This window comes from Methylocystis sp. SB2 (genome assembly GCF_049817085.1).
Classification (GTDB): domain Bacteria; phylum Pseudomonadota; class Alphaproteobacteria; order Rhizobiales; family Beijerinckiaceae; genus Methylocystis; species Methylocystis rosea.
Genome location: NZ_CP187401.1, coordinates 2,290,008 through 2,308,758, shown reverse-complemented (window position 1 = coordinate 2,308,758; position 18,751 = coordinate 2,290,008). Strand labels below are relative to the sequence as shown.

Annotated in this window: 18 protein-coding genes; 5 read left to right on the top strand and 13 right to left on the bottom strand. The window is 63.2% G+C overall.

The window, feature by feature from the left end; genetic code table 11:
- Positions 1-124: 124 nt before the first annotated feature.
- From ACPS74_RS11265 to ACPS74_RS11255, 3 genes are all read left to right on the top strand, one after another.
- Complete coding sequence (locus ACPS74_RS11265) at positions 125-385, top strand: NepR family anti-sigma factor (protein WP_029649011.1); 261 nt, start codon at positions 125-127, stop codon at positions 383-385.
- The gene (locus ACPS74_RS11260) at positions 382-936 is read left to right on the top strand and encodes a sigma-70 family RNA polymerase sigma factor (RefSeq protein ID WP_029649010.1); all 555 of its coding nucleotides are present in this window, start codon (positions 382-384) and stop codon (positions 934-936) included. The genes ACPS74_RS11265 and ACPS74_RS11260 overlap by 4 nt, the downstream gene beginning before the upstream one ends.
- A gap of 198 nt (positions 937-1,134) precedes the next feature.
- Positions 1,135-2,463 carry an HWE histidine kinase domain-containing protein gene (locus ACPS74_RS11255; protein WP_239753652.1) on the top strand — a complete coding sequence of 443 codons (1,329 nt, stop codon included), beginning with the start codon at positions 1,135-1,137 and terminating at the stop codon, positions 2,461-2,463.
- 22 nt (positions 2,464-2,485) lie between these two features.
- Here ACPS74_RS11255 and ACPS74_RS11250 read toward each other — a convergent pair whose 3' ends face one another.
- The 10 genes from ACPS74_RS11250 to ACPS74_RS11205 form a co-directional block, all read right to left on the bottom strand.
- Positions 2,486-3,781, bottom strand: a complete 1,296-nt coding sequence (locus tag ACPS74_RS11250) for an HlyC/CorC family transporter (protein ID WP_029649008.1) — start codon at positions 3,779-3,781, stop codon at positions 2,486-2,488.
- Positions 3,782-3,785: 4 nt separating this feature from the next.
- Positions 3,786-5,594, bottom strand: coding sequence for a 3-dehydroquinate synthase (aroB, locus tag ACPS74_RS11245; RefSeq protein WP_083481315.1), 1,809 nt, complete (start codon positions 5,592-5,594; stop codon positions 3,786-3,788).
- Between the two features lie 10 nt (positions 5,595-5,604).
- On the bottom strand, positions 5,605-6,351 hold the full coding sequence (locus tag ACPS74_RS11240; protein ID WP_029649006.1) for an NUDIX hydrolase: 747 nt from the start codon (positions 6,349-6,351) through the stop codon (positions 5,605-5,607).
- A 127-nt stretch (positions 6,352-6,478) separates the two neighbouring features.
- The gene (locus ACPS74_RS11235) at positions 6,479-7,276 is read right to left on the bottom strand and encodes a nuclear transport factor 2 family protein (protein ID WP_036241504.1); all 798 of its coding nucleotides are present in this window, start codon (positions 7,274-7,276) and stop codon (positions 6,479-6,481) included.
- A gap of 189 nt (positions 7,277-7,465) precedes the next feature.
- Positions 7,466-8,485 carry a ketol-acid reductoisomerase gene (ilvC, locus tag ACPS74_RS11230; protein ID WP_029649004.1) on the bottom strand — a complete coding sequence of 340 codons (1,020 nt, stop codon included), beginning with the start codon at positions 8,483-8,485 and terminating at the stop codon, positions 7,466-7,468.
- A gap of 118 nt (positions 8,486-8,603) precedes the next feature.
- Positions 8,604-9,155: an acetolactate synthase small subunit gene (ilvN, locus tag ACPS74_RS11225; RefSeq protein ID WP_029649003.1), complete on the bottom strand. Its 552-nt coding sequence runs from the start codon at positions 9,153-9,155 to the stop codon at positions 8,604-8,606.
- An 81-nt stretch (positions 9,156-9,236) separates the two neighbouring features.
- Entirely contained in the window at positions 9,237-11,009 is a 1,773-nt protein-coding gene (locus tag ACPS74_RS11220; protein WP_029649002.1) for an acetolactate synthase 3 large subunit, read from the bottom strand.
- A gap of 236 nt (positions 11,010-11,245) precedes the next feature.
- Positions 11,246-12,010, bottom strand: a complete 765-nt coding sequence (locus ACPS74_RS11215) for a glucose 1-dehydrogenase (protein WP_029649001.1) — start codon at positions 12,008-12,010, stop codon at positions 11,246-11,248.
- A gap of 80 nt (positions 12,011-12,090) precedes the next feature.
- Entirely contained in the window at positions 12,091-12,708 is a 618-nt protein-coding gene (locus ACPS74_RS11210) for a glutathione S-transferase family protein (protein WP_029649000.1), read from the bottom strand.
- A 62-nt stretch (positions 12,709-12,770) separates the two neighbouring features.
- A complete protein-coding gene (locus ACPS74_RS11205; RefSeq protein ID WP_029648999.1) occupies positions 12,771-13,202 on the bottom strand; it encodes a hypothetical protein in 432 nt (143 codons plus the stop codon).
- 474 nt (positions 13,203-13,676) lie between these two features.
- On the opposite strand from ACPS74_RS11205, the gene ACPS74_RS11200 reads away from it, so the two are divergent.
- Positions 13,677-14,102, top strand: a complete 426-nt coding sequence (locus ACPS74_RS11200) for an MAPEG family protein (protein WP_029648997.1) — start codon at positions 13,677-13,679, stop codon at positions 14,100-14,102.
- A gap of 145 nt (positions 14,103-14,247) precedes the next feature.
- On the opposite strand, the gene ACPS74_RS11195 is transcribed toward ACPS74_RS11200, so the two are convergent.
- Together ACPS74_RS11195 and ACPS74_RS11190 are read right to left on the bottom strand one after the other, a co-directional pair.
- Positions 14,248-14,499 (bottom strand): DUF2442 domain-containing protein, encoded by a 252-nt coding sequence (locus ACPS74_RS11195; protein ID WP_029648996.1) that lies wholly within the window; start codon positions 14,497-14,499, stop codon positions 14,248-14,250.
- Positions 14,500-14,538: 39 nt separating this feature from the next.
- Positions 14,539-16,212, bottom strand: a complete 1,674-nt coding sequence (locus ACPS74_RS11190; protein ID WP_029648995.1) for an acyl-CoA dehydrogenase family protein — start codon at positions 16,210-16,212, stop codon at positions 14,539-14,541.
- Between the two features lie 326 nt (positions 16,213-16,538).
- Between ACPS74_RS11190 and ACPS74_RS11185 the strand changes: the two genes are divergently transcribed.
- Positions 16,539-17,090 carry a hypothetical protein gene (locus ACPS74_RS11185; protein ID WP_029648994.1) on the top strand — a complete coding sequence of 184 codons (552 nt, stop codon included), beginning with the start codon at positions 16,539-16,541 and terminating at the stop codon, positions 17,088-17,090.
- 203 nt (positions 17,091-17,293) lie between these two features.
- On the opposite strand, the gene ACPS74_RS11180 is transcribed toward ACPS74_RS11185, so the two are convergent.
- Positions 17,294-18,748 (bottom strand): DUF3526 domain-containing protein, encoded by a 1,455-nt coding sequence (locus ACPS74_RS11180; protein ID WP_239753654.1) that lies wholly within the window; start codon positions 18,746-18,748, stop codon positions 17,294-17,296.
- Between the last annotated feature and the right edge of the window lie 3 nt (positions 18,749-18,751).

The following is an 18,751-nucleotide window of genomic DNA, read 5'->3' as shown; positions in this document are numbered from 1 at the left end:
ATGTCACAGTGTTCCTTGTTGCAATGGCGGAACAATTAGTGTTCTTACGCGTTCCATCAAGGGAGGTCGTCGCTCGGCCGCCTCGGGTAGATGCGGCCAGTCTCGGGCGAACTCGGGGTCGAGAATGAGCCAACGCGAAAATCCTCACGACCACGACGGACCTTCCCGCGACGCGGAACCGAATTTGAATAATAAGACAGGAGATCGGGAGGAAGCCGATGCTGACGGCTCCCAATTGGACGGCGTCGCGCTGGACCCGAAGGTTCAAGCTCAGCTCGGGCGCGTTTTTCGCGCTTATTGCGACGATCTGATCCACCAACCTATTCCTGACAAGTTCACTGTGCTGCTGGCCAAGCTGGAAGCCAAACAGCGCGAAAAGAAATGAGCGACGAGGCCTTCGGAGATCAGATGGTGGCGCAGATGCCCTATCTGCGCGCCTTCGCCATTTCGCTGTGCGGATCGCATAGCCTCGCCGACGACCTGGTCCAGGACACTCTGGTCAAAGCCTGGTCGCACGCCGATTCTTTTCAGCCAAACACCAATCTGCGCGCCTGGCTCGTCACCATTTTGCGCAACACCTATTTTTCGAGCTATCGGAAACGCTCGCGCGAAGTGCAGGACAGCGACAATCTCCTGGCCCAGCAGATCCCCGTGAAGGGTGGCCAGGAGTCGGCGCTCACCCTGACCGACGTTCAGGCGGCGCTTGATAAGCTTGCCCCCGAACACAAGGAAATTCTGCTGCTGATCGGGATTACCGAGCTCTCCTACGACGAAGCGGCGGAGATCTGCGGCGTGGCCATTGGCACGGTCAAGAGCCGGTTGAATCGCGCCCGCGCCAAACTTGCGGAGCATCTGGGTCTGCTCAACACGAGCGACATCGACACCGATCCCACCGTCTCGGACCTCGCAGCCCGGCGACCCTCCCGCGCGGTTTGACAGGCCAAGCCTTCGCGTGGGATGCGCGACCAAGAAACCGCACTATCTGACGGTTACGCCCGGCAGGGTCCCGAAATTTTTGGCAGCGTAATGACGGAAGGCCATAACGGTCGATCAGCCCGGCGGTCGCCGCCCGTGTCGGCGACGGCCAAACCATACCCGCGGGCGCCGGGGGGCGGCGCTTTGCGGGCTGCGCCCATGTTCTTCCTGGCGATGACGTCTGCCGCCCGCGCCGCGGAAGGCGCGACAAACATGATCGAGGTCTGGCGGCTGATCGTTGGCGCGCTCACGCTCGCGCTGGCGACAACGATCGCCGTGATTTTTTTGCTGGTGAGACAGCGCCGGGAGACGCAAAGGGCGCAACATGAACTTGCCGAATTGAGTCTGGCCGTGGAAGCGCGCGGCGCCTCGCATTGGAGCGACACCGGGGTTCCTGAGGTCGATGCGATCGCGCATAGCATTCAGGACATGGATGAGCGCCTGCGCGAAAAGCGCAAGAGGCTGTCCGAGCTGAACGATCTACTAATGAAAAGCTCGACGATCGTCAGCCGCGCCGGGGCGAATCTGCAACTGCGCGCGCTGCTTGACGCCGTGCCGGTCGGAATCATCATCGCCGAAGCCCCGAGCGGACGAATCGTCGAGGGCAATCACGTCATTGAAGCGATCTTGCGTCGCCCTGTTCGCTACTCGGAAAGCACGCAAGCCTATTCCAAATGGAACGCTATTCATCAGGACGGCCGCCCGGTCGCGAATGAGGAATACCCGCTCGCGCGCGCCCTTGCTGGGGAGAACCATCCGCAGCTCGAGTGCAAGATCGAGCGGGGCGACGGCGCCTACGTCTGGATCAACATCGTCGGCGCGCCGATCCGCGACGACAAGGGAGCCGTTATCGGCGCGATCGTCGCCATCACCGACGTCGACGAGATCAAAAACGCGGAGATGCACAATCAGATGATGAACCGCGAGCTGCATCACCGGGTGAACAATTCGCTCGCGATGATCCAGGGAATCGCCAATATCACCGCGCGCACGGCGCAGGACTTTTCGAGCTTTCAGCAAGGCTTCTCGCACCGCGTGCAGTGTCTGAGCCGCATCTCCACGCTGCTCGTGCAGACCTCCTGGGAACGAACGCCGCTCAGAGACCTGCTCATGATCGCGCTGTCTTGTGGCAGCCACGACTACGCCGAGCGCATCTCACTGTCGGGCGAAGACGTGGAGTTGCGCTCCGCGGTCGCCTCCGCCTTGGGTCTGACCATCAACGAACTACTTGCCAACGCCGAGCAGCACGGAGCGCTCTCCGACGACGAGGGTCGGATCGCGATCAGCTGGCGTATCGATCGCGAAGAGGATCGTCCGCGTCTCATCTTGAATTGGACGGAGACGGGGGGGCCAAAGGTCGAACACCCGGAGCAAACCGGAGTCGGGCACTTCCTGATCACCAATGTGCTCGCGCGCCAGATGGGCGGAGACGTCAGGCTCTCGTATCGCGCCGAAGGCCTGCAAGTCGAATTATCCGCCGAAATTTAAAAAGCGATCTCCGCGCGCTTCGTCATACGGCTTGCTGCGGCGTCACCCGCAAGGCGGTGACGCGATTCCTGATCTTCCGCATCACCTCGAAACGGAAACCGTGATAGGTGAAGACCTGCCCGGCTTCCGGAATCGCGCCCGCCTCGTGGATGACGAGTCCCGCGATCGTTGTCGCCTCCTCATCGGGCAGCTCCCACGCCATGACGCGATTGAGATCGCGCACCGGCACGGCGCCGTCGACCAGCACCGACCCGTCAGGCTGCGGACGCACGCCCTGCACCGCGAGATCATGTTCATCACGAATGTCGCCGACGATTTCCTCGAGGATATCTTCGAGCGTGACGAGTCCCATCACCTCGCCATATTCGTCGACGACCAAAGCGAAATGCGTCTTACGCTTCAGGAAGGCTTCGAGCTGATCCTCGAGCGTCGTCGCCTCGGGGACAAACCACGGGGCGAACATCACCTCGCCGACGTCGAGCTTGGAAGCGTCGCCGCCTGCGGCGTTCAGCGCCCGCAGTATGTCCTTCGAATGCAGGACCCCGACGAAATTGTCCGGTCGCTCGCGCCAGAGCGGCATGCGGGTGAAGGGCGACGACAGCACCTCGCGCACGATCTGGTCCGGCGGCAGATCCGCGTCGATCGTGCGCATTTTGGTGCGGTGGATCATCACGTCCGACACATGCAGAACTTGCAAATCGAGGACGCCGCCGAACATGTCGCGCGCGGCGCGCTCGACATTGCCTTCGTCGTGCAGAATATCGACGGCGCTCTTTAATTCGTCATAGGGCGAGCGAACCGTTCGGCCATGGCCGACCTCGACGCCCGCCAACGCGAGCACCATGCGCACGATATATTCGACGCCCGCGAGGAGCGGCCCGACGACTCGCACGAAGGGCGCAATAAACTTCGCGACGCGCAGCGACGTTTCGTCGGGATGGTTGATCGCCAGCGTTTTCGGCAGAACCTCGGCGAAAACGAGCAGCAACACGGTCATGATGACGGTCGCATACACCGCGCCATTGTCACCCGCGACGACGACCAGCACGCTCGTGGTGAAAGCGGAGCCGCCGATATTGACCAGAGTGCCGCCAAGCAACAGCGCGGCGATCATGCGGTTGCGCTGGCGCAGCAGCCGATTGACGGCGGCGGCGCGCTTATCGCCCTCTTTTTCCAGCGAATGCATCCGGGCGTGCGACGCGGCGGTGAGCGCCGTCTCCGATCCAGCAAAGACCGCCGACAGGAACACGCAGACGATGACGATGCCGACCGCAGTCCATATGTCGACCTGCGGCGCGCCGGATTCGAGCCCATGCATGGCGCTATGTCCGCTTTAGCTCGTCTTTAAGAAAGCCAAGCACCTCGTTGGCGTCGACAGATTTTGCAATGAACGCCTGGCCGATGCCGCGCAAGAGAATGAAGGTCAGCGCGCCGCGCTCAACCTTCTTGTCCTGATACATGGCGTCGAGAATGGCCTGGGCGTCGTCGCGCCAATCCGGAATGTCGCGGATCTTTGTCGGCAGGCCGACGGCCTTCAGATGGCGTTCGACGCGCTCCGCCGCCGCCTCGGGGCACAGGCCGCGGCGCACGGAGAAGCGCGCGGCGCACGCCATGCCGATCGCAACGCCCTCGCCGTGAACCAGGCGCGCGCTGTTGTAATCGGTCAGCCGCTCGAAGGCGTGGCCGAACGTGTGACCGAGGTTGAGCAACGCCCGTTCGCCCTGCTCCGTTTCATCACGCGCGACGATCGTCGCCTTGGTCTCGCAGCTTACCGCGACGGCGCAAATCTGTTCCGCCTGACTATGGAACACCGCTTCCGAGTCGGCGTCGAGCCAATCGAAGAACCGGGCGTCGCCAATCAGGCCATATTTCACGACCTCGGCGTAGCCGGCGCGGAACTCACGCAGCGGCAACGTCCGCAGCGTGTCGACGTCGGCCAGAACCAGCGAGGGCTGGTGAAAGGCGCCGATCAAATTCTTGCCATGGCGCGAATTGATCCCCGTCTTGCCGCCGACCGAAGAATCGACCTGCGACAGCAACGTCGTCGGAATTTGCACGAAGCGTGAGCCGCGCCGCACGCTCGCCGCGACGAATCCGGCGAGGTCGCCGACGACGCCGCCGCCAAGCGCGACGATCAGATCGCGCCGTTCGATCCTTGCAGTCAGCACGTCGTCGCAGACGCGGCCATAGACCGAAAGCGATTTTGACGCCTCGCCAGGCGGAACGATGATGGTCGTCACACGCAAGTCGGCGTCCTTCAGACTCTGCTCGACCGTCGGAAGGTGCAGTCTGGCGACATTCTCGTCCGTGATGACGGCGCATGCGGCGCCGGGCGCGATCTCCGCGATATAATCGCCGGCGCGCTGCAGCAGCCCGTCGCCGATGATGATGTCGTAGGAGCGCCCGCCGAGCGCGACCCGAACAATTTCCTGGCGGCGGGCGTCGCCTTCAGCGCGCGCGGGATAGAGATGCGTCATGGCCTTGGCGAAACCTTTGCTTTGCGCCCGCTGTCGCAAGTCTTCCAACATCGGCAAGCCTGCGGCGAGAACGGCGAGCGTATCATCCACCATCGCATCCTGCGGAATTTCGCGCGACTCGACGCGAAGATCGGCAAGTTCGTATAGGGGGCGTCGCGCCTCCATCAACTGGCGCAGCGTCTCCTCCGGATCTTCCGTCTGCAGCAGGGGACGATCATTCTTGCGGCGCACGCGTTTCAGCAAGGTCTTCAGATCCGCGTCAAGCCACACCGATACGCCCCGTTCGGCGATGCGGTCGCGCGTGCGCGGGTCGAGAAACGCGCCGCCGCCGGTGGCGAGCACGACCGGGCCGCCGTTCAGAAGCCGCATGATGACGCGCCTCTCTCCGTCGCGAAAATAGCGCTCGCCATATTTGGCGAAAATCTCGGGAATGGACATGCCGGCCGCCGCGGCGACGATCTCAGCGTCCGCATCGACGAAAGGCAGGCCGAGACGTCCGGCCAGCCTCTGGCCGATCGCGCTCTTACCCGAGCCCATCATTCCGACAAGCACGATAACCCTGCCGTTCAGGGCGGCGCGCACGGCCAAAGCGCGCTCGTCACTGGACGCTTGCGGAGCTGGAAGGACGACGCCGGAGTGTTGCGGTCGAGTCATTGGCGCAAATCTAACCCGCGCGACGCGAAATTTCATCCGCGCCGGCGAGGGCGCGCGAAAGATACGCGACCATGAAGGCAGGCAGGCGCGGGTCGGAAAGCGACGTCAAGCTCGAAACCATATGCGCGTCCGCGAGTTCGGGCGCGCTTTCGGTCGCGATAAAGGCCTTCACCCTGGCGAGGAGGGCGTGCGACGGCGCATCGAAATCCAGCCTCCTGACGCAGGCGACGTGCTGGCGATCGAATATCGCCGTCCAGCCGGCCGACGCGTGCGCCTCCGAAGCGGCGAGGCCCGTCTCTTCAGCGAGTTCGCGCACAAGACTGCCGGCAAGATCGACGCGACCGCCCGAGACGACGTCGGAAGGGTCGGGGGTTCCGCAGGGAAAATAGAGCTGACCGGCGAATGAGTGGCTTGGCCCCATTTCACCGAGGAGATAGGCGCCGTCCGTCGCGCGCGCCGCCGGCATCGAGAAGCAATTGTATACGGCTTCGTCCGGCCAGCCGAATTCTCGCCAGGCAAGAAAGCTCGAGAAAGGCGTCTCGAAGAACGCCATGCGCAAGATGCGCGCGCCGTCTTCGCCGATCGCCCGCTCGACGCGACAGGCGAGCAGCACCGAGCCGTCGTAGAGCGCCGGATTGGCGCGGCGACGCTCCTCCCAATGGCGCTCGATGTCGACGGCGCGCTCCTCAACGAAGCCCCAGCGATGGTCGACAAAGCGACACTCGAGCCGATCGAAATCCACAATTTCGAGAGTCACGGGCGGACCGCTCCTTGGCCGCAACGACGCGCCGGGCCGTCACATCCGTACTCGACGCGACGGCGAGCGATGATCGCCGGATGTCGATTGGACTGACTGAATCGCATCGCACACGTCACGCGCTTTGTTACGCCTGCATCTGCAAAAGCGCCGTGCTGTCGCGAAATTCGACGATCTCGACAATGCGGCCGTCCTCGAAGCGCACGAAGTCGGCAAGCTGAACTTGGCCGCAACGGCCTGTGCCGCGATGTCGCCATTCGACGATCCGGCGCGCAGCGGCGGCGCCGCCATCGACGATGACCTCGGGCATGGCGAGTCCGAGTTGCTCGAACTCGACCTCGATGCTGCGCACGATGTTGATCAGCGCCTCTATGCCGCGATGTCGCCCGGCGTGCGAAACCGCCGCGCGGTCGCCAACGAATTCGCACACGACGTCAGGCGAACACAGCTCACGGAACAGGGCGATGTCGGGCGCGCATGAGAAACTGCCCATGGCGATCAACCGGCGCGCCATTTCATCGCGCGGCAGTCCCGGGCCGCGGGGATTGAGAATGTCGTCGAGGCTTTGCGGCAGGAAATCGGCGCCGCGGGCGACGCAACGATGATCCCGGAACTCGTACATTTCCGAAACGAGTCCATTCCGCCAGCGCAGAAAATGCGCCATGTCCATGCTGTGGATATGGCCGGTGGCGCGGTGGCGCCACCGGCTGATCCATCGCACCACGGTATTGTCGCCTTCGACAAGAACCGAGAGAACTTCCGCGTCGAGCGGTTCATAATCGACGTCGACGCGACGCAAATGGGCGCGCAGCGCATCGCGCCCGCGCCATTGTCCCGGCGGAAGCACGCCAAGTCGGGAGCAGCTGTAGTTCAACTCGACGTCTTCGACGAAATGTTCGATCAATGTCGAGACGTCGTACGTCATGCGGCTCCGTACAATCTCATGTACGCGCCGACGCGTTTCGCTCTCGATAACATGACTCGACCGCCCGCCCGGCCCGTGCATTCATCCCCCGCTATGGCGATGCATTTGTCGATGCGTGATGCGCCGACTGCGCCTCGGCGACGCCCCAAACCCGAGTGCGCGCTCGCCTTTTTGGGAAATCATTATGCGCTAATTGCGGTCCTTGTCGACCAACTTATTCTTGCCGATCCAGGGCATCATGCCGCGCAAGCGAAGGCCGACCTCTTCGATTGGATGCGCGTTATTACGCGCGCGAGTGGCCTTAAAGGAGGTCTGGCCGACTTTGTTCTCCAGCATCCAATCGCGCGTGAATTTGCCCGCTTGAATATCGTCAAGCACACGCTTCATCTCCGCCTTGGTGTCCTTGGTGATGATGCGCGGACCGGTGACATATTCGCCATACTCGGCCGTGTTCGAAACCGAATAGTTCATGTTGGCGATGCCGCCCTCATAGATGAGGTCGACGATCAGCTTCACTTCATGAAGACATTCAAAATACGCCATTTCCGGCGCATAGCCGGCCTCGACCAGCGTCTCGAATCCGGCGCGGATCAATTCCACGAGACCGCCGCAGAGCACGACCTGCTCGCCGAAAAGATCGGTTTCGCATTCTTCGCGAAAGGTCGTCTCGATGATGCCGGCGCGGCCGCCGCCGATCGCCGCCGCATAGGACAGCGCAATCTGCTTGGCGTTGCCGGAAGCGTCCTGATGCACCGCGATTAGGCAGGGCACGCCGCCGCCCTTGAGATATTCGCCGCGCACCGTATGGCCCGGGCCTTTCGGCGCGATCATGGCGACGTCGATATCCTTGCGCGGCTCAATCAGGTTGAAATGGATGTTGAGGCCGTGGGCGAAGAGCAGCAGCGCGCCCGGCTTCAGGTTCGGCGCCATCTCATTGGCGTAGATCTCGCCCTGAAGCTCGTCGGGCGTCAGCATCATGATGACGTCGGCCCATTTGGAGGCCTCGGCGACGGTCATGACCTTGAGGCCGGCGCCTTCAGCCTTGGCGGCCGAGGCGGAGCCGGGGCGCAGCGCGACCGCGACCCCCGCGACGCCGGACTCCTTGAGATTGAGCGCATGCGCGAAGCCCTGGCTGCCGTAGCCGACGATGGCGACTTTCTTGCCTTTGATCAGATTGATGTCGGCGTCCCGATCGTAATAAACGCGCATGTGCTCTGCTTCCTTGATGTGCGTGCGCTCTTGGGGAACGGCGCGCCCCGCGCGCCGTTGAATTCGCTGGCGGGCTCCTTCTACGCGGGCCGCCCGGCAAGGTCAAAATTCTCGAGCCTTAGATTGGATCGGGCCCGCGCGAGATGGCGGCGACGCCTGTGCGGGAGACCTCGACGAGCCCGATCGGACGCATCAGGTCGATAAATTCATCGATCTTGTGCGGTTTGCCGGTCAATTCGAAAATGAAGCTCTCAGTCGTCGCGTCGACGATGCGGGCGCGAAAGGCCTCGGCGAGCTGTAGCGCGAAGGTGCGGTGCTCGCCGCGACCTTTGACTTTGACCATGGCGAGTTCGCGTTCGAGCGAGCGCATCGACATGGTGAGGTCGGTCACCTGATGCACGGGGACGAGTCGCTCGAGCTGATGATGGATCTGGTCGATCGTCTCCGGCGCGCCGGAGGTCAATATGGTGATGCGCGAGAGGTGCTCGGCGTGGGCGACTTCGGCGACCGTGAGGCTCTCGATATTGTAGCCGCGGCCGGAAAACAGGCCGACGACGCGCGCCAAGACGCCCGGCTCATTGTCGACGAGCACGGACAGCGTATGCGACTCGACCTTGGCGTTCGGCGCGGCCGCGGAATAGGGAGACGGCGGAGAAGCAGGAGCGTTCATCTTTTTTCCTGGGCGGTCGGCAAATCGGCGGTCGGCGGTCGATTGCAGCGCTGCGACTGCCGATCGCCGAAACCCGACCGCCTAAACAAGCATCTTGCCTTTTTCGTCGATGACCGCGCCGATCTCTATCCCAGCGTCATCGGAAAGATCGGCGAGCAGCATGTCGTTATGCGCCTTGCCGGAGGGGATCATCGGGAAGCAATTCTCGACCTTGTCGACGACGCAATCGAAGATCACCGGCCCATCATAGTCGAGCATCTCCTGGATCGCGGCGTCGAGCGAGGCGGGATCTGAACAGCGGATGCCCTTGGCGCCGAACGCCTCCGCAAGCTTGACGAAATCGGGCAGCGCCTCGGAGTAGCTATGGGAATAGCGCCCGCCATGCAGCAGCTCCTGCCACTGGCGAACCATGCCCATATATTCGTTGTTGAGGATGAAGATCTTCACCGGCAGGCGATATTGGATCGCCGTCGACATTTCCTGAATGCACATCAGAATGGAGGCTTCGCCGGCGATGTCGATCACCAGCGAACCGGGATGCGCGAGCTGCGCGCCGATCGCCGCCGGCAGGCCGTAGCCCATGGTGCCGAGTCCGCCCGAGGTCATCCAGCGGTTCGGCTCTTCGAAATGATAATGCTGGGCGGCCCACATCTGATGCTGCCCGACCTCGGTGGTGACATAGACGTCGCGATCCTTGGTCAGCGCATAGAGCCGCTGCACCGCATGCTGCGGCTTGATCGCGGCGTCCGAATTGCGGAACGCCAGTGACTTGCGCGCACGCCACTCGTTGATCTTCGCCCACCAATCGTCGAGCGGCTGCTTGTCGGCGCTCATCGCCTCGGCGCGCCACAGGCGCACCATGGCTTCAAGCACATGGGCGCAATCGCCGACGATGGCGAGGTCGACCTTGACGTTCTTGTTGATGGAGGAACGATCGATGTCGATGTGGATCTTTTTCGAGCCCGGCGAAAAGGCGTCGAGACGTCCGGTGATGCGGTCGTCGAAACGCGCGCCGACCGCGATCATCAGATCGCAGTCATGCATGGCGTGATTGGCTTCCCAGGTGCCGTGCATGCCGAGCATGCCAAGCCAGTTTTCGCCGGACCCCGGATAGGCGCCGAGCCCCATCAGCGTCGAGGTGATGGGAAAGCCCGTCAGGCCGACGAGTTCGCGCAGCAGGGTCGAGGCTGCGGGTCCGGAATTGATGACGCCGCCGCCGGTGTAAAAGATCGGACGCTTCGCCGCCGCCATCATGCGCACGGCCTGCTGCATCGCCTCCATGTCGGCGTCGAGCTTGGGATGATAGGTCTTGTGCGCGGCGCTGCGCGGCGGGGCGTAGACGCCGCGCGCAAACTGCACGTCCTTGGGGATGTCGATGACCACCGGTCCCGGCCGGCCGGACGAAGCCACATAAAAGGCTTCATGCAGCACGCGCGGCAGATCGGCGATATTCTTGACGAGATAATTGTGCTTCGTGCAGTGGCGAGTGATGCCGACCGTGTCGCATTCCTGAAAGGCGTCGGAGCCGATGAGATGCGTCGGCACCTGCCCGGTGATGCAGACAAGCGGGATCGAATCCATCAGCGCGTCGGTGAGGCCCGTCACCGTATTGGTGGCGCCCGGTCCCGAGGTGACGAGCAATACGCCGACCTTGCCCGAGGAGCGCGCATAGCCCTCCGCGGCATGGGCGGCCCCCTGTTCATGGCGCACGAGAATGTGCTGCACCTTCTCCTGCTGGAAGAGCACGTCATAGATCGGAAGAACGGCGCCGCCCGGATAGCCGAAAAGAATTTCCACGCCCTGATCCTTCAGGGCTTCGACCACCATTTCGGCGCCGGACATTTCCTTCGACATCATCATTTTCCGTCTTGCTTCTCGCGGCGGGCGACTAGGATGTTTTTTGTCTTCGGGCAACAAAAAAGGCCCTCTTGGGGCCTTGGGTCAAGCGCCATTGGCGGAGGCCGGGCCTAGCCCAGCTCCATCCTTGGCGCTTCAAATACGAGAATTGCGCGCATTCCGCGTTCCGCCCTTTTGTTCACAGCCGACGTTACGGGAGGCGCGGCGGAGAATCAAGGGCGGAGAGCGACTCTTCAGCGGGCGATCCATCCGCCGTCGACAACGAGGAGGTGGCCAACGATGAAGCGCGCCTGTTCGGAGCACAGGAACAGCACGGCCTCGGTCAGCTCTTCGGCCTTGCCCATCCGCTCGATCGGAAACAGCTTCCCGGCCTGCTCGGGGCTGATGTGCTCCTTCTCCATCCATTGGTGGAAGACGTCGCCCGGCGCGTCGATCCCGCAGGCGCAAATGGCGTTGACGCTGATATTGTCCTTGGCGACCTCGAGCGCGACCGTCTTGGTCAGGCCGTCGACGCCGCCCTTGGAGGCGGCATAGGCGCCCTCTGCAGGGTTACCGGTGAGGCTGCCGGTGATCGACGACTGGTTGACGATGGCGCCGCCGCCGTTTTGGCGCATCTGCCGGATCTCGTGCTTCATGCAGAAGAACACGCCGCGCAGATTGACGTCGATGTGGAAATTGAAACCCTCTTCCGTTTCCTCGGCGATGGGCTTGAAGCGCACGACGCCGGCGTTGTTCACCGCACAGTCGAGGCGGCCGTATGCGTCGACGGTCTTCGCGACCATGGCTTCGACGTCCCGCTCGATCCGCATGTCGGCTGGCGTGAAGAGCCCCTCGCCGCCCGCCGCGCGGATCATGTCGAGTGTCTCGCGCCCGCCAGCCTCGTCGATGTCGGCAAGCGCGACCCTCGCCCCCTCGCGGGCGAAGGCGAGCGCCGTGACTCGGCCAAGACCTCTCGCCGCGCCCGTAACGAGCGCAACTTTCCCATCAAATCGAGCCATGAGCCTCTCCCAAGCCTGAGCGGAAGCTTTCACCCGCCGCCGTCGCGGTCAAGCTCGTGAGAGGATGTTGATCGAAGCGGTTAAGCCCCTTCCGCCGCCAGGACGCGCTTTACGCCTTCGTCCGCCGCCATCATGTCATGGTGTTTCTGAATGTTGGGGTATTTCGACAGCCCGTCCTCCAGCAGCGACGCGCCCCAGCGCTCCATCGGGAAAACATAGGCGTCGAGATAGCTCAATTTGTCGCCGACCAAGAAGCGGCGACCCGCAAGATGCGCGTCGACAATATCGAATTTCTTGCGCACCAGCGCCTTTGCGGCTTCGCGCACATTGTCGAACGCCTCCTTCTCCCGGGCGCGCGTATAGCGGTCCGGCAAAAACAACGGGAAAAAGGCCGGGTGGAGATCGCCGGTGATGAAGGAGGACCAGCGATCGGCCTCGGCCTCGTCGCGCGGCGACCCGTCGGGGGCGATCCCCGCCTGCGGGAAGCGGTCCGCGAGATAGCGCAGCACGGCCGCGGCCTGGGTCAGGATCCAGCCTTCGCCGGTGTCGAGCGCGGGCACCGCCCCCGCCGGATTGATCTTCAAATATTCCTTGTCGCCGAACTCGACCGCCTTGGTCTCGTAGGGTTCGCCAATCCATTCAAGGACAATATGCGGGGCAAGGGAGCAAGCGCCTGTATGGTAATAGAGCGTGAACATGGGGGCCTCCGGTTGTGGTGGTCGCTCTTAGAATAGGGCGGCGGCCCGCGTGAGGGTCGCGTCTACCCCTCGCCGCAGTCGAGAATCCAGGTTTTGTCGCAGAAGGCGACATAGAGGCGCTCCTGCCCGAGCGCCGCCCCGAGCTCGCCGGCCAGTTCGTTCAGCATCGCCTCGATCTGCGCGTCGGGAAGGCCGCCGAGATAGGCGTGCACCGCTTCGCCGGTGAGGATCGCGACCGGCTCGCGGTCGGAACCGACCGTGCCGTCGTCCTTGGGCCAGGCGTAGGTCACCTCGCCGCGGGTGAACATGCCTGAGAGCGCGGGCTGGCCCGCTTCGACGCGGCGGCGCATCCAGGCGTGCGCGCAGCGCACCGCTTCGGAAACGTCATAGACACGGCCCTCCGCCTCCCAACCCTCGCGCAGTCCGACGGTGATCCGGAAATCCCGCCGTGGCCCGCGTGAGCCGTCAACGAGGCGATAGACGCGCTTGTTCATGAGCGGAAGGTAAGGCGCCGGATGCGCGCAAGAAAGGCTGGCGAACCGAGATAACGCCGGGCGCCTATGGGTCTTCGAGAGCGCCCGTGGGCGATGTCGAACGCGATTTACCCTTTGTCGAGGTCGCGTGGGCGCGATGGCTGGTCAGCGCTTGCCCGTCCATGTGGACGCAAGCTTTTGCAGAGCCTTATCCGCTTCCTGCTCAGCCTCGCGCTTGGTCGCGTAGGAATGCGGGGAACGCAGATGAATCTGTGACCCCTCGCAGACAGTCCAACGGAACCGCTCAGCGTAGAGCGGGTCAGGCTCAATTCTGGATGTAAACAGATCTGTTTCGCGCATGGCTACATTATGCGCGCGGCCGCCTGTTTATTCCAGAGCGCTCACGAATGTCATAATCAAACTGTTCGGACGATCGCCGAGATCTCCCCGCCCTAACGCGCGCATTCTCTCCACGGAAGGCTCAAGGAGGCTCCAATGCCCATCCCCGTCTGGGTCCTGCTCGGTTTCGCGCTTTGGACGCTACTGTTGCTTTTTACGACCGTCGGCGTTTATCGCTGGAGCCGGATCTTGACCGGTCGCACGGCGATCTCCGACTGGCGCGCCGACGAGCCGCAAGGCGGCGAATGGTATCGCCGCGCTGTGCGCGCCCATATGAACTGCGTTGAGAACCTGCCCGTGTACGGCGCGATTGTCGTCGCGATGCTCGCCGCGCACGTCGCGAGCCCGATCCTCGATGCGCTGGCGATCATCATCCTTATCGCGAGGATCTGCCATAGCGCGGTTCATCTGCTCTTCGAGCAGACGAATGTCGTCGCCGCGATCCGCTTCGCCTTTTACTTCGCGCAGGCGATCTCAATGCTCGCCATGGGCGCGTTGATCGCGATTTTGGCGCAGGGGTGACGAGAAGCTTCAGTCTCTGAGCCGGAAGTTCATGAGAGCACGTGGGCGACAAGCGCAGGCATGACGCGGAGAAGTTGCGCTTCTTCGATTCAGTCGTCGCGCTTTTAGTTTATGGGCTCCGCCCCTCGTCGGCGCTCTTTGCGCCCTACTGCGCCGCCACCGGCGTGTGTCGCGTCTCGTCGCCGCGGCCGGCGAGCAATCCTTCGATGGAGATATCCTCGTCGAGTTCGTCCCAGTGCAGCCCTTTGCGGCTGATCTCGTAAGCGAGGCGCTGCGCCAGTGTCGCGTGCAGAAGACGGGGGAACCAAACGAGCGGCACGCCGAGCGTGCGCCCGTCGGACAGTTCAACCCACATGCTGTCGTCGTCAAAGCGCAGGGACTTAGCCGAAATGCTCATGCCAGGCCCTTTCTCTGAAGTGGCGCGATACTGTCGCCGCTACCCCTCCAGCAGCCGCCGCGCAATGACCTGCGCCTGAATCTCCGCCGCGCCTTCGAAAATATTAAGGATGCGGGCGTCGCAGAGCACGCGCGAGACCGGATATTCGAGCGCGAAGCCGTTGCCGCCATGAATCTGCAGGGCGTTGTCCGCCGCCGCCCAGGCGACGCGCGCGCCAAGCAGCTTCGCCATCCCTGCCTCGAGATCGCAGCGCTTGCCCTCGTCCTTCTCGCGCGCGGCGAAATAGGTGATCTGGCGGGCGACATGGATCTCGATCGCCATCGACACGATCTTGTTGAAGACGCGCGGGAAGGAGAACAGCGGCTTGCCGAACTGAATCCGCTCCTTGGCGTATTTCAATCCGAGGTCGAGGGCGCATTGGGCGACGCCAAGCGCGCGCGCCGCCGTCTGGATGCGGGCCGACTCGAAGGTCTCCATGAGCTGCTTGAAGCCCTTGCCCTCTTCGCCGCCGAGAAGGTTTTCGGCCGGCACTTCGAAATTGTCGAAGCCGATTTCGAACTCCTTCATGCCGCGATAGCCGAGCACTTCGATCTCGCCGCCGGTCATGCCCTTGGCGGGGAACGGGTTCTCGTCGGTGCCGCGCGGCTTTTCCGCGAGCAGCATGGAGAGGCCCTTATAGCCCTTCTCGTTCGGATTGGTGCGCACGAGCAGCGTCATGACATCGGCGCGCACCGGATGGGTGATCCAGGTCTTGTTGCCGAAGACCTTGTAGACGCCGCCCTCGAGCGTCGCGCGGGTGCGCAGGCCGGCAAGGTCGGAGCCGTTGTTGGGCTCGGTGAAAACCGCGGTCGGAAGGATTTCGCCCGCGGCGATCTTGGGGAGATATTTCTCCTTCTGCGCCTCTGTCCCGCCGACCAGGATCAATTCCGCCGCAATTTCCGAACGCGTGCCGAGCGAACCGACGCCGATGTAAGCGCGCGACAATTCCTCGGAGACGACGCACATGGCGATCTTGCCCATGCCGGAGCCGCCATATTCCTCGGGGATCGTCAGGCCGAAGACGCCGAGTTCGGCGAGGCCGGAGATGACGTCGAGCGGGATGTAGTCATTTTTCGAATGCCAGTCGTGCGCATAGGGCGTGACATTGGCGGAAGCGAATTTGCGCATCTCGCTGCGGATCGCCTCCAGCGTCTCGTCGAGGCCGGAGGCGCCGATGGTTTCGGCCGCCGCGTGGTGATCGATGAGTTCGGCGAGGCGGGCGCGGTTCGCCGGCGTGTTTCCGGAGAGGATCAGCCGGTCGACCGAGGCGGGACGGCGCGAAGCGATCTGCTGGCTTGAAAGCCCGAAATCGCTGAGCCGGACGATCTCGCCCTGGCTCATCGGAATGCCGCCATAGACCTGGGCGAGGAATTCGGCGAAGCCGATCTGGTTCAAAAGCTCTTCGGTTTCGCTATATGCGCCTTCCGCCGAGAGGCGTTCGGCATAGTCGATGAGTTCGCGCAGGCCCTGCACATAGGTCGCGAGCCAGGCGAGCCCGTGGGCCGCGTGCTGATCGGCCTCGAACAGATCATTGGCGATCTTGCCGTCGCGGGAATCGCGGGCGCGCACGCTGGCGAGCGCATCCCTGTAAAGCGCCTCGACGGCGGCGAGCGCCTCTTTCGCGTCACTCGTCCAATCGGCGGCTTCAAGTTTCGTCGCGACGGCTGCGGTCATTCTCTCTTTCCGGAAGTCAAGGCGCCCGTAGGCGCTGGGCGAATTTGCGCCTTACATGCCGCCATTTGGCCGGAGACGCAACCGGTCTGGCGGACGGCGGCGTCTCAGTCTAAGTTCGGCTTTGGATGGACACCGGAAGTTTTTGCGGACGGGATGCCACCTCGCGCCACACGCGGACCTTCAGGAAATGGCCGGGGTAGCGAGTCAACGCGAATATTTGACCTCGTCGAAAACATTCTCTCTGAACGCAATATCGATCGGACCGAGGGCGGCGGATGGGAATTGTCTGTAGTTTTCGCATTTTTTCGTTTGCACTGGCTTTAAGCATGGGCCCTGCGCTTTCGAGGGAAGCGGACTATGCCCGCCCTCAGCGCGAGGCGCGGGCCGTGTTCGCTGTCCTAGGTGTGAAACTCGAAACAACGACGAGATGTGAAATTGCGAAGGACTGGGAGCGAGAAAGCATTTCTCTAGACCTCGCGCGGAAATACCTGAAAGCGCAAACGACCTTGCATGCGGAGTTCATCGCTCCCGATTTTCCACTGAAAACAAATTCGATCCTGGACCCTAACAACGAATATGCGTCCGCCTTTTGCACGGCTGACGAGATACGTGAATTTTCCGCTACAACAAAACAGGAGATTGCATCATCTGAGATCGGCGCGCGGGGCACCGTCAATTCCAAAAAATACAGCTTCCCAGTCTTTGACTCCAAGTTTCAGCGGGCCGTTCTCATCGTAACAAGTGGAGGAACCAGCTATAAAAGAACTCCGACTGGTTTGTGGAGCTCAGGCTGGGAAGGGCATTCCGAGGCGATGGTTTTCGAAAAAACTCATGGACAGTGGCGGCTTGTTACAAATGCGCTGCTATGGACAAGGTAATTTTTCCCGAAGTAGCTTCCTACATTGCGCTGAGAATCGTTCGGGCGTGTATCATTCGGCTCAGTGGTACTGCTCTACAAGTCTGCGTAATTAACGCCCATGACAAAAAAACCCCTCGTATCTCTGTTTGGCGTTTTGACCAGGCTTACGCGCGATATGCTTGCCATCCGGGGACGTAACATCGGCACCCGGAAGACGACGATTTATCGCGGCGCGGCCCGGCGATAGCCGCGCAGGGCGAGCGCGGCGAGCAGCAAGGCCGGCAGCGCGACGCCGATGAGCGCGCCGGCATGTCCAGTCGGCGCGGGCCCCATCAACTCTTCATCCGCCTGCGTAAATTTCGGCATGGCCGCGTAATCCTGCGCCGTCAGCGCGGCGCCGGCCTTGGCGCGCGAAAGGAAGAACTCCCGCCAGTCGACGTGAAAGGCGCGGATGCGATCGAGAAAGGCGCGGTAGCGCGTCTCCCCCGAGCCGGCGACGTCCGCCATCGCCTGATAGGTCAGATAGGCCGGCGAGAGATAGCCGAGCCGGTCGGCCATATCGCGCTGGCGCGCAAGCTGCGCGTCATGCTCGGCGACGATCGCTTCGACGCGCTGAAACGCCGCCTCCTGCGTCGCCAGACGCCGCAACGTCGCCTCCTGCGGACCGCCGGCTGGCTTTTCCGCGTCGCCATGTTCCTGGGCGTAGCGCGCGAGCGAGGCGTCGCGGGCGCGGTCGGCGTCGATCGAGGCCGCCCGGGCCGCGAGCACCATGTCGGTTCGCGAGGGCGCGGGATGCGCGAAGGCGGCGATACTGTTGATCGCCGCCGGCAGGATCATGGTGATAGCCACCCAGGCGCCGATCAGCGTCAGCGCGTTGAAGGCGGAGCTCCGGCCGATCCCGTCGACCGCGGCGGCGAGCGCCGCCCAGAAGAGACCATAGAGCAGCACGACAACGAACAGCACTGCGAAGCCGGGCGAAGCGAGCCGCTCCCATCCCGCGAACATCCAGACGCCCGCCGCCACCGCCAGCAGCGTCACGGCGATCGGCGCGGCGACGCGCGCCGTCAGCTTGCCGGCGAGCGCGGCGCTGGGCCGGCGCGCCGAGGCCAGATTCATCGCCAGCGTTCCCTGCTCGCGCTCGCCGGCGAGCAGATTGAAGGCCATCGCCAGAACAACCAGCGGATAGACAAAGACGACGACGAAGGCGAGATCGGTCGCGCCCGACATCAGATTCGCCGGATTGTCGATCTCGTCGGCGAAGAGAAAACTGTCCTTCGAGCCGGTCGTCACCCGGACGGCGGGCGGCAGTAGATCGCTCTGACCGGTGGCGACGAGCGCCAAAGGCGCGGGCGCGAGCGCGGCGACCGCCGCGGCGGGGCCTCCGCCCATGAAGGCGGCGTTGCGCGGATCGCGATAGGGGGGCGGCTCCGGCGCGGGCTTTCCCTGCGTCTCACCCTGCTGCAATTGCGCGAGCGTCTTCTGGAGGTTTGTCAGGCGCTGCGTCTCGTCGGCGCGGGCGCCCGCGATCGCCGCCTGTTGCGCCGCAACGCGCGAGGCGCCCATGGCCAGCGCAAAAAGCGCGACGCCCGCCAAGGCGATGAGCGCGAACCAGATGGCGCCGTCGCGGCGCATCATGCGCGCCTCGAACCGCAAGCCTGCGAGAAAAGCGGAAGACATGGG